General features: G+C 58.5%; 14 protein-coding genes. All 14 read left to right on the top strand.

What is annotated here, in order from left to right; translation table 11 throughout:
• The first annotated feature begins 1 nt into the window (after position 1).
• The 14 genes from ilvN (at position 2) to ACLH1I_RS15050 (ending at position 15,866) form a co-directional block, all read left to right on the top strand.
• On the top strand, positions 2–493 hold the full coding sequence (gene ilvN, locus ACLH1I_RS15115; RefSeq protein ID WP_048993195.1) for an acetolactate synthase small subunit: 492 nt from the start codon (positions 2–4) through the stop codon (positions 491–493).
• Between the two features lie 180 nt (positions 494–673).
• On the top strand, positions 674–1,678 hold the full coding sequence (gene cra, locus ACLH1I_RS15110; RefSeq protein ID WP_004145952.1) for a catabolite repressor/activator: 1,005 nt from the start codon (positions 674–676) through the stop codon (positions 1,676–1,678).
• 640 nt (positions 1,679–2,318) lie between these two features.
• Positions 2,319–2,777, top strand: a complete 459-nt coding sequence (mraZ, locus tag ACLH1I_RS15105; protein ID WP_004204327.1) for a division/cell wall cluster transcriptional repressor MraZ — start codon at positions 2,319–2,321, stop codon at positions 2,775–2,777.
• Between the two features lie 2 nt (positions 2,778–2,779).
• On the top strand, positions 2,780–3,721 hold the full coding sequence (rsmH, locus tag ACLH1I_RS15100; RefSeq protein WP_017901189.1) for a 16S rRNA (cytosine(1402)-N(4))-methyltransferase RsmH: 942 nt from the start codon (positions 2,780–2,782) through the stop codon (positions 3,719–3,721).
• The gene (gene ftsL / locus ACLH1I_RS15095; RefSeq protein WP_002888550.1) at positions 3,718–4,083 is read left to right on the top strand and encodes a cell division protein FtsL; all 366 of its coding nucleotides are present in this window, start codon (positions 3,718–3,720) and stop codon (positions 4,081–4,083) included. Before rsmH ends, ftsL begins: the two co-directional genes overlap by 4 nt.
• Positions 4,084–4,098: 15 nt before the next feature.
• Complete coding sequence (locus tag ACLH1I_RS15090) at positions 4,099–5,865, top strand: peptidoglycan glycosyltransferase FtsI (protein ID WP_198079802.1); 1,767 nt, start codon at positions 4,099–4,101, stop codon at positions 5,863–5,865.
• Positions 5,852–7,339, top strand: a complete 1,488-nt coding sequence (gene murE, locus ACLH1I_RS15085) for a UDP-N-acetylmuramoyl-L-alanyl-D-glutamate--2,6-diaminopimelate ligase (RefSeq protein WP_017901188.1) — start codon at positions 5,852–5,854, stop codon at positions 7,337–7,339. Before ACLH1I_RS15090 ends, murE begins: the two co-directional genes overlap by 14 nt.
• Positions 7,336–8,694: a UDP-N-acetylmuramoyl-tripeptide--D-alanyl-D-alanine ligase gene (gene murF, locus ACLH1I_RS15080; protein ID WP_048322988.1), complete on the top strand. Its 1,359-nt coding sequence runs from the start codon at positions 7,336–7,338 to the stop codon at positions 8,692–8,694. The genes murE and murF overlap by 4 nt, the downstream gene beginning before the upstream one ends.
• Positions 8,688–9,770 (top strand): phospho-N-acetylmuramoyl-pentapeptide-transferase, encoded by a 1,083-nt coding sequence (gene mraY, locus ACLH1I_RS15075; RefSeq protein ID WP_004204335.1) that lies wholly within the window; start codon positions 8,688–8,690, stop codon positions 9,768–9,770. Before murF ends, mraY begins: the two co-directional genes overlap by 7 nt.
• Before the next feature lie 2 nt (positions 9,771–9,772).
• Entirely contained in the window at positions 9,773–11,089 is a 1,317-nt protein-coding gene (gene murD, locus ACLH1I_RS15070) for a UDP-N-acetylmuramoyl-L-alanine--D-glutamate ligase (RefSeq protein ID WP_004204336.1), read from the top strand.
• Positions 11,089–12,363, top strand: a complete 1,275-nt coding sequence (gene ftsW, locus ACLH1I_RS15065; RefSeq protein ID WP_004204337.1) for a cell division protein FtsW — start codon at positions 11,089–11,091, stop codon at positions 12,361–12,363. The genes murD and ftsW overlap by 1 nt, the downstream gene beginning before the upstream one ends.
• Entirely contained in the window at positions 12,360–13,430 is a 1,071-nt protein-coding gene (gene murG / locus ACLH1I_RS15060) for an undecaprenyldiphospho-muramoylpentapeptide beta-N-acetylglucosaminyltransferase (protein ID WP_017901186.1), read from the top strand. Before ftsW ends, murG begins: the two co-directional genes overlap by 4 nt.
• A gap of 47 nt (positions 13,431–13,477) precedes the next feature.
• The gene (murC, locus tag ACLH1I_RS15055) at positions 13,478–14,953 is read left to right on the top strand and encodes a UDP-N-acetylmuramate--L-alanine ligase (protein ID WP_151629146.1); all 1,476 of its coding nucleotides are present in this window, start codon (positions 13,478–13,480) and stop codon (positions 14,951–14,953) included.
• Complete coding sequence (locus tag ACLH1I_RS15050) at positions 14,946–15,866, top strand: D-alanine--D-alanine ligase (RefSeq protein WP_043522234.1); 921 nt, start codon at positions 14,946–14,948, stop codon at positions 15,864–15,866. Before murC ends, ACLH1I_RS15050 begins: the two co-directional genes overlap by 8 nt.
• Position 15,867: the final 1 nt, after the last annotated feature.

The following is a 15,867-nucleotide window of genomic DNA, read 5'->3' as shown; positions in this document are numbered from 1 at the left end:
TATGCGCCGGATATTATCGGTATTACTGGAAAACGAATCGGGCGCATTGTCCCGCGTTATCGGCCTCTTTTCCCAGCGCGGCTATAATATAGAAAGCCTGACTGTCGCGCCGACAGACGATCCGACCCTCTCCAGGATGACCATCCAGACCGTGGGCGATGAAAAAGCGATCGAGCAGATTGAAAAGCAACTGCACAAGCTGGTGGATGTCCTGCGGGTCAGCGAACTGGGGCTGGGGGCTCATGTCGAACGTGAAATCATGCTGGTGAAGGTCCAGGCCAGCGGTTACGGCCGTGAAGAAGTGAAGCGCAACACCGAAATCTTTCGTGGACAGATTATCGACGTGACGCCTTCTATCTATACCGTCCAGCTCGCCGGCACCAGCGATAAGCTCGACGCCTTCCTGGCCTCGCTGCGCGATGTCGCTCGGATCGTGGAAGTGGCTCGCTCCGGCGTGGTCGGCCTGTCTCGCGGTGATAAAATCATGCGCTGAGGATCGGGAATTGATGCAAAAATAGCCCGGCAGCGACTGTCGGGCTTTTTTTTTGCGAAATCAGTAGGAACTGTAAGCGAAAGCGGTTGCTGCGCTAACTATTCTGCGTTTAGATGTTATAAAAAGGGTTCCATACCTGAATAATGGTTATGTTTGGCACTTCTTACCCAAGGGGCAATTGTGAAACTGGATGAAATCGCCCGGCTGGCCGGTGTTTCAAGAACCACCGCGAGCTATGTGATTAATGGCAAAGCGAAGCAGTACCGCGTAAGCGACAAGACGGTCGAAAAGGTGATGGCTGTCGTGCGAGAGCACAACTATCATCCGAATGCGGTCGCTGCTGGCCTGCGTGCAGGACGCACACGCTCTATCGGTCTGGTGATCCCGGATCTGGAAAACACCAGCTATACCCGCATTGCAAATTATCTGGAGCGGCAGGCGCGCCAGCGCGGCTATCAGCTGCTGATTGCCTGCTCGGAGGATCAGCCCGATAACGAAATGCGCTGTATCGAGCATCTGCTACAGCGCCAGGTGGACGCCATCATTGTTTCCACCTCGCTGCCGCCGGAGCACCCTTTCTACCAGCGCTGGGCTAACGATCCGTTTCCGATTGTCGCCCTCGACCGCGCCCTTGATCGCGAGCACTTCACCAGCGTCGTCGGCGCTGATCAGGATGACGCCGAGATGCTCGCCGCCGAGCTGCGGACTTTTCCAGGCGAAACGGTGCTTTATCTTGGCGCGCTGCCGGAACTGTCGGTGAGCTTCCTGCGCGAGCAAGGCTTCCGTAAAGCCTGGCAGGACGATCCGCGTGAGGTGCATTATCTCTATGCCAACAGCTATGAGCGAGAAGCGGCGGCCCAGCTATTTGAAAAATGGCTTGAAACTCATCCGATGCCGCAGGCGCTGTTTACCACCTCTTTCCCGCTGCTGCAGGGCGTCATGGATGTGACGCTGCGCCGTGAGGGTAAACTGCCTTCCGAGCTGGCGATCGCCACCTTCGGCGATAATGAGCTGCTCGATTTCCTGCAGTGTCCGGTACTGGCCGTGGCCCAGCGCCATCGCGATGTTGCTGAGCGGGTGCTCGAGATCGTCCTCGCTAGCCTCGATGAACCGCGCAAGCCGAAACCAGGCCTCAGCCGTATTCGTCGTAATCTTTATCGCCGCGGCAGCCTGAATCGCCGTTAAGGGCGCAATATCGTCAGCATCCAGGATTATTCCTGGCAGGCCTGCCAGAGAGCAGGCCGCTGGCGATAAATCAGGCAACTGACGTCCAGAATGCAAAACTGAATATATTTCAGACAAATCCCTAAACTTCTTTACGCGTTATTTTGTTTTATTCCCTGGCAATCGTTTTGTGACTCAAAACAGGACACAAAAAATGATGGTGCAGGCTTTAATTGTATTATTTTGTTACATTCACCAGGTTAATTGCTGAATTAACACCCATTTTGTTCGCCACTACCGTTCTCACCTGCCTTATCCCGCGCCTGGTCCACCCCTCAGGCAGCAACAGGTACTGTTAACGGCCGGCATAATGGCCTAAAATGCCGCTCGCGTCGCAAACTGACACTTTATATTTTCCCGCCGAAGATATTTTGTTGTTTATAACTGTTACGAGTTTGTTGGTTATTTTCTTACACGTATTCATAACGTTAATTTGCCTCGCCTGTTGATGATTTTTTCATCAGGGCTAATGTCGGCTGTAAATAATGGGTTTTTGAGCTCCGTTGGCATTCGTGCTGGCTTGACAAGCTTTTCCTCCGCTCCGTAAACTCCTTCTGGTGGGAATTTGTGGGATAAAGTGGCGAAAAGGGGTGAGGCTGGCATGTTCCGTGGAGCAACGTTAGTCAATCTCGACAGCAAAGGCCGCCTGGCCGTGCCAACGCGCTATCGCGATGGGCTGATCGAGGACGCTGCCGGTCAATTGGTATGCACCATTGACATTCATCACCCGTGCCTGCTGCTTTATCCATTGCCTGAATGGGAAGTCATCGAGCAGAAATTGTCGCGTTTATCGAGCATGAATCCCGTTGAGCGGCGCGTACAGCGTTTGCTTCTGGGTCATGCCAGCGAATGTCAGATGGATAATGCTGGTCGCTTGCTGATTGCGCCGGTGTTACGGCAGCATGCCGGGCTGACAAAAGAAGTGATGCTGGTCGGGCAGTTTAATAAATTTGAACTGTGGGACGAAACGACCTGGTATCAACGGGTCAAGGAAGATATCGACGCTGAGCAGTCCGCGACCGGTGAACTGTCGGAGCGCCTGCAGGATTTGTCTTTATAAAAATGATGGAAAATTTTAAACACACTACGGTACTTCTGGATGAAGCCGTCAACGGCCTCAATATTCGTCCAGACGGTATCTATATTGATGGTACCTTTGGTCGCGGCGGTCACTCGCGCCTGATCCTCTCCCGGCTGGGAGCGGAAGGACGCTTGCTGGCAATCGATCGCGATCCACAGGCGATTGCCGTCGCGCAAACCATCGATGATCCCCGCTTTTCCATCGTACATGGTCCATTTTCACAGCTTGCTGATTATGTCGGCGAGCGCAATCTTACCGGTAAGATCGACGGCATTCTGCTCGATCTCGGCGTCTCTTCCCCACAGCTTGACGATGCGGAACGCGGTTTTTCCTTTATGCGCGACGGACCGCTGGATATGCGCATGGATCCGACGCGCGGTCAGTCTGCGGCCGAATGGTTGCAGACCGCTGAAGAAGCGGATATCGCCTGGGTGATTAAAACATTCGGCGAAGAGCGTTTCGGCAAACGGATCGCCCGCGCGATCGTCGAACGTAATCGCATTGCACCGATGACTCGCACCAAAGAGCTGGCGGAGGTCATCGCCGCGGCTATGCCGGTAAAAGATAAGCACAAACATCCCGCGACCCGTACCTTCCAGGCGGTGCGCATTTGGGTAAACAGTGAACTGGAGGAGATAGAGCAGGCGCTAAAAAGCTCGCTCAGCGTGCTGGCCCCAGGCGGGCGGCTGTCGATCATTAGTTTTCATTCGCTGGAAGATCGCATTGTAAAGCGCTTTATGCGCGAGCAAAGCCGCGGTCCGCAGGTTCCGGCGGGAATACCGATGACCGAATCGCAGCTCAAAAAACTGGGCGGCCGTGAGTTACGAGCACTAGGCAAGTTGATGCCGGGCGAAGAAGAGGTGGCAGAGAATCCACGCGCCCGTAGTTCAGTGCTGCGTATTGCAGAGAGGACGAACGCATGATCGGCAGAGTGACAGAGGCCTTAAGCAAGGTTAAAGGGTCGATTGGAAGCAACGAGCGCCATGCTTTGCCTGGCGTGATCGGGGACGACCTTCTGCGGTTTGGGAAACTGCCACTCTGCCTGTTCATTTGCATCATTATTACGGCGATTACCGTGGTCACCACCGCGCACCACACGCGCCTGCTGACCGCGCAGCGTGAACAACTGGTTCTGGAACGCGACGCCCTGGACATTGAATGGCGCAACCTGATCCTCGAAGAGAACGCGCTCGGCGATCACAGTCGGGTTGAGCGGATCGCGACCGAGAAGTTGCAGATGCAGCACGTCGATCCATCCCAAGAAAATATCGTTGTACAGAAATAAGGATTATTGCGACGGATGAAAGCAGCGCCAAAAACGCCTAAAGCAAAACGTCAGGAAGAACAGGCCAACTTTATCAGTTGGCGTTTTGCGTTGCTGTGCGGCTGTATTCTACTGGCGCTGGCTTTTCTGCTGGGGCGGGTTGCCTGGCTACAGGTAGTCAGCCCGGACATGCTGGTGCGCCAGGGCGATATGCGTTCTCTGCGCGTACAGGAAGTATCCACCGCGCGCGGGATGATTACCGACCGCTCCGGTCGTCCGCTTGCGGTCAGCGTGCCGGTGAAGGCTATCTGGGCCGATCCAAAAGAACTTCATGATGCCGGCGGGGTAACCCTGGATACGCGCTGGAAGGCGCTGGCGGATGCCCTCAATATGCCGCTGGATCAGCTGGCGACGCGCATCAATACCAATCCGCGGATGCGTTTCATCTATCTGGCGCGTCAGGTTAACCCTGACATGGCCGACTACATCATAAAACTGAAGCTGCCGGGCATTCATCTACGTGAAGAATCCCGTCGTTACTACCCTTCCGGGGAAGTGACCGCTCACCTCATCGGCTTTACCAACGTCGACAGCCAGGGGATTGAAGGGGTCGAAAAGAGCTTTGATAAATGGCTTACCGGCCAGCCGGGCGAGCGTATCGTGCGTAAAGACCGCTATGGCCGGGTAATTGAAGACATCTCTTCCACCGACAGCCAGGCGGCGCACAACCTGGCGCTGAGCATCGACGAGCGTCTGCAGGCGCTCGTCTATCGTGAGCTGAACAACGCCGTGGCCTTTAACAAAGCCGAGTCCGGCAGCGCGGTGTTAGTGGACGTGAACACCGGCGAAGTGCTGGCGATGGCCAACAGCCCGTCCTACAACCCAAACAACTTTGCCGGCACGGCGAAAGACACCATGCGTAACCGCGCCATCACCGACGTGTTCGAACCGGGTTCGACGGTGAAGCCGATGGTGGTGATGACGGCGCTGCAGCGCGGTATCGTCAACGAAAATACCGTGCTCAATACCGTGCCTTATCGAATTAACGGCCACGAAATTAAAGACGTGGCGCGCTACAGCGAATTGACCCTGACCGGGGTACTACAGAAGTCGAGTAACGTCGGTGTTTCTAAGCTGGCGTTAGCGATGCCGTCCTCAGCGTTAGTAGATACTTACTCACGTTTTGGGCTTGGAAAGGCGACCAATTTGGGGTTGGTCGGAGAACGCAGTGGCTTATATCCTCAAAAACAACGGTGGTCTGACATAGAGAGGGCCACCTTTTCTTTCGGCTACGGGCTAATGGTAACCCCGTTACAGTTAGCGCGAGTCTACGCAACGATTGGCAGCTACGGCATCTATCGCCCGCTGTCGATTACCAAAGTTGATCCACCGGTTCCGGGCGAACGTGTCTTCCCGGAATCACTCGTTCGTACCGTCGTTCATATGATGGAAAGCGTGGCGCTACCTGGCGGCGGCGGCGTGAAAGCAGCGATCAAAGGCTATCGCATCGCGATTAAAACCGGTACGGCGAAAAAAGTGGGGCCGGATGGCCGCTACATCAACAAATATATTGCTTACACCGCAGGCGTTGCGCCCGCCAGCCATCCGCGCTTTGCGCTGGTGGTGGTGATCAACGACCCGCAGGCAGGTAAATACTACGGTGGCGCCGTTTCCGCGCCGGTGTTCGGTGCCATCATGGGCGGTGTATTGCGCACCATGAACATCGAGCCGGATGCGCTGGCAACGGGCGAAAAAAGTGAATTTGTAATTAATCAAGGCGAGGGAACAGGTGGCAGATCGTAATTTGCGCGACCTTCTCGCTCCATGGGTGCCAAACGCACCGGAGCGCATTCTGCGAGAGATGACGCTGGACAGCCGGGTGGCTGCTTCCGGCGATCTCTTTATCGCGGTACAGGGTCATCAGGCGGACGGGCGTCGTTATATCCCGCAGGCGATAGCGCAAGGTGTGGCTGCCATTATTGCTGAAGCCCAGGGCGAAGCTAAAGACGGTGAGATCCGTGAAATGCACGGCGTGCCGGTTATCTACCTGAGCCAGCTTAACGAACGCTTATCGGCGCTGGCCGGGCGTTTTTATCATCAGCCGTCGCAGCAGCTGCGTCTGGTGGGCGTGACCGGTACCAACGGCAAAACCACCACCACCCAGCTTCTGGCGCAATGGGCGAAACTGCTCGGCGAAACCAGCGCGGTGATGGGGACCGTCGGCAACGGCCTGCTGGATAAAGTGGTGCCGAGCGAAAACACCACCGGTTCTGCGGTCGATGTTCAGCACGTGCTTTCCGGCCTGGTCGAGCAGGGGGCAACCTTCGGCGCGATGGAAGTCTCTTCCCACGGGCTGGTACAGCACCGCGTGGCGGCCCTGCAGTTTGCCGCCTCGGTATTTACCAACCTGAGCCGCGACCACCTCGACTACCATGGCGACATGGCGCACTACGAAGCGGCAAAATGGCTGCTGTACTCCACCCACCATTGCGGTCAGGCCATCGTCAACGCTGACGATGAAGTCGGTCGTCGCTGGCTGGCGAAGCTGCCGGACGCGGTGGCGGTGTCGATGGAAGATCATATCAATCCGAACTGCCACGGCCGCTGGCTGAAGGCCACCGCGGTTAACTATCACGACAGCGGTGCCACCATCCAGTTTGACTCCAGCTGGGGCAACGGTGAAATCGAAAGCCGCCTGATGGGCGCCTTTAACGTTAGCAACCTCCTGTTGGCGCTGGCCACGCTGCTGGCGCTGGGCTATCCGCTGGCCGATCTGCTGAAAACTGCGGCGCGTTTACAGCCGGTATGCGGCCGTATGGAAGTGTTCAGCGCGCCCGGTAAACCGGCGGTGGTGGTGGATTATGCCCATACCCCTGACGCACTGGAAAAAGCACTGCAGGCCGCGCGCCTGCACTGCAGCGGCAAGCTGTGGTGCGTCTTCGGCTGCGGCGGCGACCGTGACAAAGGCAAGCGTCCGCTGATGGGGGCGATTGCAGAAGAGTTCGCCGATATCGTGGTCGTCACTGACGACAACCCGCGTACCGAAGAACCGCGGGCGATTATCAACGATATTCTGGCCGGCATGCTCGATGCAGGTCATGCAAAAGTGATGGAAGGCCGTGCGGAAGCGGTGACCAACGCCGTGATGCAGGCGCAGGAGAACGACGTGGTGCTGGTGGCGGGTAAAGGCCATGAAGATTACCAGATCGTCGGTAACCGTCGTCTGGATTATTCCGACCGCGTCACCGTCGCGCGTCTGCTGGGAGCGGTAGCATGATTCGCTTTACGTTAAGCCAGCTCGCCGCGATCGCCCATGGCGAACGGCAGGGTAGCGATATCGCTATCGACGAGGTAACCACCGACACCCGTAAAGTCACAGCGGGCTGCCTGTTTGTGGCGCTAAAAGGCGAGCGTTTCGACGCCCATGATTTTGCCGAACAGGCGAAAGCGGCAGGCGCCGGCGCGCTGCTGGTGAGCCGTCCGCTGGCCTGCGATCTCCCGCAGGTGATCGTGAAAGATACCCGGCAGGCTTTCGGCGAGTTAGCCGCCTGGGTCCGTCAGCAGGTGCCGACCCGCGTCGTCGCCCTAACCGGCTCGTCCGGTAAAACCTCGGTCAAAGAGATGACCGCGGCGATCCTCAGCCAGTGCGGCAATACGCTGTATACCGCCGGTAACCTGAACAACGATATCGGCGTACCGATGACTCTGCTGCGTCTGACCGAAGAACATCAGTACGCGGTGATTGAGCTCGGCGCCAACCACCAGGGCGAAATCGCCTGGACCGTCAGCCTGACGCGTCCTGAAGCGGCGCTGGTCAACAACCTTGCCGCCGCGCACCTTGAAGGTTTCGGCTCGCTGGCGGGCGTGGCGAAGGCGAAGGGCGAAATTTATACCGGACTGCCGGAAAACGGCATCGCCATTCTCAATGCCGACAACAACGACTGGCTGAACTGGCAGGCGGTGATTGGCGATCGCAAAGTGTGGCGCTTCTCACCGAATGCGGCCAACAGCGATTTCACTGCGACTAACGTGCAGATCACCAGCCACGGCACCGAATTTACGCTGCAGACTCCAACCGGTAACGTTGATGTACTGCTGCCGCTGCCGGGACGCCACAACATCGCTAACGCGCTGGCGGCGACCTCGCTGGCGATGGCGGTAGGCGCCGATCTGGCGGCGGTGAAAGCCGGTCTGGCGCAGCTGCAGGCCGTTCCGGGACGTCTGTTCCCGATCCGCCTGACCGAGAGCCAGCTGCTGCTGGATGACTCCTATAACGCTAACGTCGGTTCGATGACCGCAGCGGTGCAGGTCCTGTCAGAGATGCCCGGCTTCCGGACGATGGTGGTCGGCGATATGGCCGAACTTGGCGCGGAAAGCGCGGCTTGCCACCGTGAAGTCGGCGAAGCGGCGAAAGCGGCAGGGCTGGATTGCGTTCTCAGCGTCGGCGTCTTGAGCGCGGATATCAGCCGCGCCAGCGGCGTGGGCGAACATTTTAACGATAAAGCCGCCGTGGTGGCTCGCCTGCGCGAGCTGCTGGCGGAGCATAAGATAATGACCATTTTAGTGAAGGGTTCACGTAGTGCCGCCATGGAAGAGGTAGTACGCGCATTACAGGAGACTGGGACATGTTAGTATGGCTGGCCGAACATTTGGTCAAATATTATTCCGGCTTTAACGTCTTTTCGTATTTGACGTTTCGCGCCATCGTCAGCCTGCTGACCGCGCTGTTCATCTCTCTGTGGATGGGCCCGCGCATGATCGCCCGTCTGCAAAAACTCTCCTTCGGCCAGGTGGTTCGTAACGACGGTCCGGAGTCTCATTTCAGTAAGCGCGGTACCCCGACCATGGGGGGGATCATGATCCTCACCGCGATCACCGTGTCGGTGCTGCTGTGGGCTTACCCGTCCAACCCGTACGTCTGGTGCGTGCTGACGGTGCTGATCGGCTACGGCATCATCGGCTTCGTTGATGACTACCGTAAAGTGGTGCGCAAAGACACCAAAGGCCTGATCGCCCGCTGGAAGTACTTCTGGATGTCGGTGATTGCCCTTGGGGTCGCCTTTGCCCTGTATCTGGCGGGGAAAGACACCCCGGCGACCGAGCTGGTGGTGCCGTTCTTTAAAGACGTCATGCCGCAGCTGGGGCTGTTCTATATCCTGCTGGCCTACTTCGTGATCGTCGGCACCGGCAACGCGGTTAACCTGACCGACGGTCTCGACGGCCTGGCGATCATGCCCACCGTCTTCGTCGCGGCGGGTTTTGCGCTGGTGGCGTGGGCGACCGGTAACATGAATTTCGCCAACTACCTGCACATTCCTTATCTGCGCCACGCCGGCGAACTGGTGATCGTCTGTACGGCGATCGTCGGCGCGGGGCTAGGCTTTCTGTGGTTTAACACCTACCCGGCGCAGGTCTTTATGGGCGACGTCGGTTCGCTGGCGCTCGGTGGCGCGCTGGGTATTATCGCCGTGCTGCTGCGTCAGGAATTCCTGCTGGTGATTATGGGCGGCGTTTTCGTGGTGGAGACCCTGTCGGTGATCCTGCAGGTTGGCTCCTTTAAGCTGCGCGGTCAGCGTATCTTCCGCATGGCGCCGATCCACCACCACTATGAACTGAAAGGCTGGCCGGAGCCGCGCGTTATCGTGCGCTTCTGGATTATTTCGCTGATGCTGGTGCTGATTGGCCTGGCGACGCTGAAGGTACGTTAATCATGGCAGATTATCAGGGTAAAAAAGTCGTCATTATTGGGCTGGGCATGACCGGCCTGTCATGCGTGGACTTTTTCATGGCGCGCGGCGTAACCCCGCGCGTGATGGACACCCGCGTCGCGCCTCCTGGGCTGGATAAATTGCCTGAATCGGTCGAATGCCATGTCGGCGGCCTCAATGATACCTGGCTGCTGGCGGCGGATCTGATTGTCGCCAGTCCTGGCATCGCGCTGGCTCATCCTTCGTTGAGCGCGGCGGCAGACGCTGGCGTCGAGATCGTTGGCGATATCGAACTGTTCTGCCGCGAAGCGCAGGCGCCGATCATCGCCATTACCGGCTCGAACGGCAAAAGCACCGTCACCACCCTGGTGGGCGAGATGGCGAAAGCGGCCGGGATTAACGTCGGCGTGGGCGGCAATATCGGCCTGCCGGCGCTGATGCTGCTGGATACCGATCGTGAGCTGTATGTTCTGGAGCTCTCCAGCTTCCAGCTGGAAACCACCTCCAGCCTGCAGGCGGTGGCGGCAACCATCCTCAACGTGACTGAGGACCATATGGACCGCTACCCGCTGGGGCTGCAGCAGTATCGCGCGGCGAAGCTGCGGATTTACGAGAATGCGAAGACCTGCGTGGTCAACGCGGACGATGCGCTCACCATGCCGGTACGCGGCGCGGACGATCGCTGCATCAGCTTTGGTATCGACGTCGGTGACTATCACCTTAACCGTCAGCAGGGCGAGACCTGGCTGCGCGTAAAAGGTGAGAAAGTCCTCAATGTGAAAGAGATGTCTATCACGGGTCAGCATAACTACAGCAACGCCCTGGCGGCGCTGGCGCTGGCCGATGCCGCGGGTCTGCCGCGTGCCAGCAGCCTGAAGGCGCTGACCACCTTTACCGGCCTGGCGCATCGCTTCCAGCTGGTGCTGGATCACAACGGCGTGCGCTGGATTAACGACTCGAAGGCAACCAACGTCGGCAGTACCGAGGCGGCGCTGAACGGCCTGCAGCTTGATGGCACGCTGTATCTGCTGCTGGGCGGCGACGGCAAGTCCGCTGATTTCACTCCGCTGAAGCGCTACCTTGGCGGCGATCGTATCCGTCTGTACTGCTTTGGTCGCGACGGCGCCGAGCTCGCCGAGCTGCGTCCTGAGGTGGCGGTACAAACTGAAACCATGGAGCAGGCGATGCGTCAGATAGCGCCCCTGGTGAAGGCGGGCGATATGGTTCTCCTGTCGCCAGCCTGCGCCAGCCTGGATCAGTTTAAGAACTTTGAACAACGGGGCGAGATGTTTGCCCGCCTGGCGAAGGAGTTAGGTTGATGCGTTTCTCTCTCCCACGCCTGAGAATGCCGCAGCTGAGCTTGCCTCGGTTGAGACTGCCGCGACTGCCGGGGATGTTTATCTTCGCCTGGCTGTTCGCCGCGCTGAAAGGCTGGGTGATGGGCTCGCGCCCAAAAGATAACGACAGTCTGGTGATGTATGACCGGATGCTGCTGTGGCTGACCTTCGGCCTGGCGGCGATCGGCTTTATTATGGTGACCTCGGCGTCAATGCCGGTGGGGCAGCGCCTGGCGAACGATCCTTTCCTCTTCGCCAAACGTGACGGCTTGTACATTGTGCTGGCCTTTGTCCTCGCGCTGGTGACGCTGCGCCTGCCGATGGATTTCTGGCAGCGCCACAGTACCGCGATGCTGATCGCCTCGATCGTCATGCTGCTGATCGTGCTGGTGGTGGGTAGCTCGGTAAACGGCGCATCGCGCTGGATCGCCCTCGGTCCGCTGCGCATCCAGCCGGCGGAGTTCACCAAGCTGTCGCTGTTCTGCTACATCGCCAACTATCTGGTGCGCAAAGCCGACGAAGTGCGCAACAACCTGCGCGGCTTCTTAAAACCGATGGGCGTGATTTTCGTACTGGCCATCCTGCTGCTGGCGCAGCCTGACCTCGGTACGGTGGTGGTGCTGTTCGTCACCACGCTGGCGATGCTTTTCCTCGCCGGCGCCAAGCTGTGGCAGTTCATCGCTATTATCGGCATGGGCATCTCGGCGGTGGTCCTGTTGATCCTCGCCGAACCGTACCGTATTCGCCGCGTGACCTCCTTCTGGAACCCGTGGGAAGACCCGTTCGGCAGCGGCTATCAGCTGACCCAGTCGCTGATGGCCTTTGGCCGCGGCGAGATGTGGGGGCAGGGACTCGGCAACTCGGTGCAAAAACTGGAGTATTTGCCGGAAGCGCACACTGACTTTATCTTCGCCATCATCGGCGAAGAACTCGGTTATATCGGTGTGGTACTGGCGCTTTTAATGGTATTCTTCGTCGCTTTCCGCGCCATGTCGATTGGCCGAAAAGCGCTGGAGATCGATCATCGCTTCTCCGGCTTCCTCGCCTGTGCGATTGGTATCTGGTTTAGCTTCCAGGCGTTAGTTAACGTCGGGGCGGCGGCGGGGATGCTGCCGACGAAAGGTTTGACGCTGCCGCTGATCAGTTATGGTGGTTCCAGTCTGCTGATTATGTCGACGGCCATCATGTTGTTGTTGCGAATTGATTATGAAACGCGTCTGGAAAAAGCCCAGGCGTTTACACGGGGTGTTCGATGAGCGGTCAGGAAAAGCGGTTGATGGTGATGGCGGGCGGTACCGGCGGGCATGTGTTCCCGGGACTGGCGGTCGCGCACTATCTAATGGACCAGGGCTGGCAGGTTCGCTGGCTGGGTACCGCCGATCGTATGGAAGCGGATTTAGTGCCGAAAAACGGCATCGAGATTGATTTTATCCGTATCTCCGGCCTGCGTGGCAAAGGGATTAAAGCACAGCTGCTGGCGCCGGTGCGGATCTTCAACGCCTGGCGTCAGGCGCGGGCGATCATGAAGCGTTTCCAGCCGGACGTGGTGCTGGGTATGGGCGGCTATGTGTCCGGGCCTGGCGGCCTGGCGGCGTGGTCGCTGGGGATCCCGGTGGTCCTCCACGAACAAAACGGCATTGCCGGCCTGACCAACAAATGGCTGGCGAAGATTGCGAAGAAAGTGATGCAGGCGTTTCCCGGCGCCTTTCCGCATGCGGACGTCGTCGGGAATCCGGTGCGCACCGATGTGCTGGCGCTGCCGCTGCCGGGGCAACGTCTGGTAGGCCGTCAGGGGCCGATTCGCGTGCTGGTGGTCGGTGGCTCTCAGGGCGCGCGCGTCCTGAACCAGACCATGCCGCAGGTGGCGGCGAAGCTCGGCGATACGGTGACCATCTGGCATCAGAGCGGTAAAGGCGGCCAGCAAACCGTACAGCAGGCCTATGCCGCCGCGGGGCAGCCGCAGCATAAAGTGACGGAATTTATTGATGATATGGCCGCGGCGTATGCCTGGGCAGATGTTGTGGTATGCCGTTCCGGCGCCCTGACGGTTAGCGAAATCGCGGCTGCGGGCTTACCGGCGCTGTTTGTACCGTTCCAGCACAAAGATCGTCAGCAGTACTGGAATGCGCTGCCGCTGGAAAAAGCCGGCGCGGCGAAAATTCTCGAACAGCCGGCGTTCACGGTTGAGGCGGTAGCCTCTACTCTGGCGAGCTGGGATCGGGAAACCTTGCTGGATATGGCGGAACGAGCGCGTGGCGCTTCGATTCCGGACGCTACCGAGCGGGTAGCAGAAGAGGTCAGCGCCGTAGCTTTGGCGCGCTAATTGCGGTGATTTTCACCGCCCGAATACAGAAGTTGATGGCGTAAAGAATGAATACACAAGATTTGGCAAAACTGCGTTCCATAGTGCCCGAGATGCGTCGCGTCCGGCACATTCACTTTGTCGGCATCGGCGGTGCCGGTATGGGCGGTATTGCCGAAGTGTTGGCTAACGAAGGTTATCAGATCAGCGGCTCCGACCTGGCGCCGAATCCGGTGACCCAGCAGCTGTCGCAGCTTGGCGCCACTATTTATTTCAACCATCGCCCGGAAAACGTGCGCGATGCCAGCGTGGTCGTAGTTTCCAGCGCGATTTCCGCCGATAACCCGGAAATCGTCGCCGCGCACGAGGCGCGTATCCCGGTGATCCGTCGTGCGGAAATGCTGGCGGAGCTGATGCGCTTCCGTCACGGGATCGCCATTGCCGGGACCCATGGCAAAACCACCACCACCGCGATGGTATCCAGTATTTACGCCGAAGCCGGGCTGGACCCGACTTTCGTCAACGGCGGGTTGGTGAAAGCGGCGGGCGTCCATGCGCGCCTCGGCCATAGCCGTTACCTGATTGCGGAAGCGGATGAGAGCGATGCATCGTTCCTGCACCTGCAGCCGATGGTGGCCATTGTTACCAACATCGAAGCCGACCACATGGACACCTACCATGGCGACTTCGAGAATCTGAAGCAGACCTTTATTAACTTCCTGCACAACCTGCCGTTCTACGGACGCGCGGTGATGTGTGTGGATGACCCGGTGATCCGAGAACTGCTGCCGCGCGTCGGCCGGCAGATCACCACCTACGGTTTTAGCGACGACGCCGACGTCCGCGTAGAAGACTACTGTCAGGTTGGAGCGCAGGGGCATTTCCGCCTGGTGCGTCAGGATAAAGAACTGCTGCAGGTGACGCTCAATGCCCCGGGACGCCATAACGCGCTGAACGCGGCGGCGGCGGTCGCCGTGGCGACGGAAGAGGGGATTGACGATCAGGCTATCCTGCGCGCGCTGGAAAGCTTCCAGGGTACCGGCCGTCGTTTCGACTTCCTTGGCGAATATCCGCTGACGGAAGTCAACGGCAAAGCGGGCAGCGCGATGCTGATCGATGACTATGGCCACCACCCGACGGAAGTCGACGCCACTATCAAAGCGGCGCGTGCCGGCTGGCCGGATAAAAATCTGGTGATGGTATTCCAGCCGCACCGTTATACCCGTACTCGCGATCTGTACGATGATTTCGCCAACGTGCTGACCCAGGTCGATGCGCTGCTGATGCTCGATGTCTACCCGGCAGGCGAAGCGCCGATCCCGGGTGCCGACAGCCGCTCGCTGTGCCGTACAATCCGTGGTCGCGGTAAAGTTGACCCGATTCTGGTGTCCGACCCGACGCAGGCCGCGGCGATGCTGGCGTCGGTGCTGACCGGCAACGATTTAGTGCTGGTGCAGGGGGCCGGAAACATTGGAAAAATCGCCCGTCACCTGGCTGAAATCAAACTGATCCCGCAAAAAACGGAGGAGGAGCGCCATGGCTGATAAAATCGCGGTGCTTTTCGGTGGAACCTCCGCTGAACGTGAAGTGTCGCTGAATTCAGGCGCCGCGGTGCTGGCCGGGCTGCGTGAAGCCGGGGTGGATGCCCATCCGGTTGACCCGCGCGATGTCGATATTACCCAGTTGAAAAAGCTGGGCTTTAAGAAAGCGTTTATTGCCCTCCACGGCCGCGGCGGGGAAGATGGCACGCTGCAGGGGCTGCTGGATCTGATCCAGCTGCCTTATACCGGCAGCGGCGTGATGGCTTCGGCGATTTCAATGGATAAACTGCGCAGCAAATGGCTGTGGCAGGGGGCCGGATTACCGGTCGCGCCGTGGGTGGCGCTGACCCGCGCCCAGTTTAGCGCCGGATTGTCTGCTGATGTCGAACAGCAGATTGCGGCGCTGGGTCTGCCGCTCATCATCAAGCCCAGCCGCGAAGGCTCCAGCGTTGGGATGTCGAAAGTCAGCGAAAGCTGTGATTTAGCAAGTGCACTGGCGTTGGCTTTTCAGCATGATGATGAAGTTTTAGTCGAAAAATGGCTCAGTGGGCCGGAATTTACCGTCGCCATCGTCGGTGAAGAAATTTTACCGTCAATACGTATCCAGACGGCTGGAACCTTCTATGATTATGAGGCGAAGTATCTCTCTGATGAGACGCAATATTTCTGCCCAGGATTGGAGGATCCAGCGCGTGAGGCAGCCATTCAAAGCCTGGTGCTTAAAGCCTGGAATGTTCTGGGTTGCAAAGGCTGGGGCCGTATTGACGTCATGCTGGACAGCGATGGCCAGTTTTATCTGCTGGAAGCGAATACTTCTCCGGGCATGACCAGCCATAGCCTTGTACCGATGGCGGCGCGTCAGGCAGGAATGAGCTTCTCCCAGCTTGTTGTACGAATTCTGGACCTGGCGGGGTGAT

Source organism: Klebsiella sp. 1SOBk10mer, from assembly GCF_046602535.1.
GTDB lineage: Bacteria > Pseudomonadota > Gammaproteobacteria > Enterobacterales > Enterobacteriaceae > Klebsiella > Klebsiella quasipneumoniae.
Note: the sequence above shows the minus strand (reverse complement) of the source record. Positions and strands in the feature narration are given on the sequence as shown.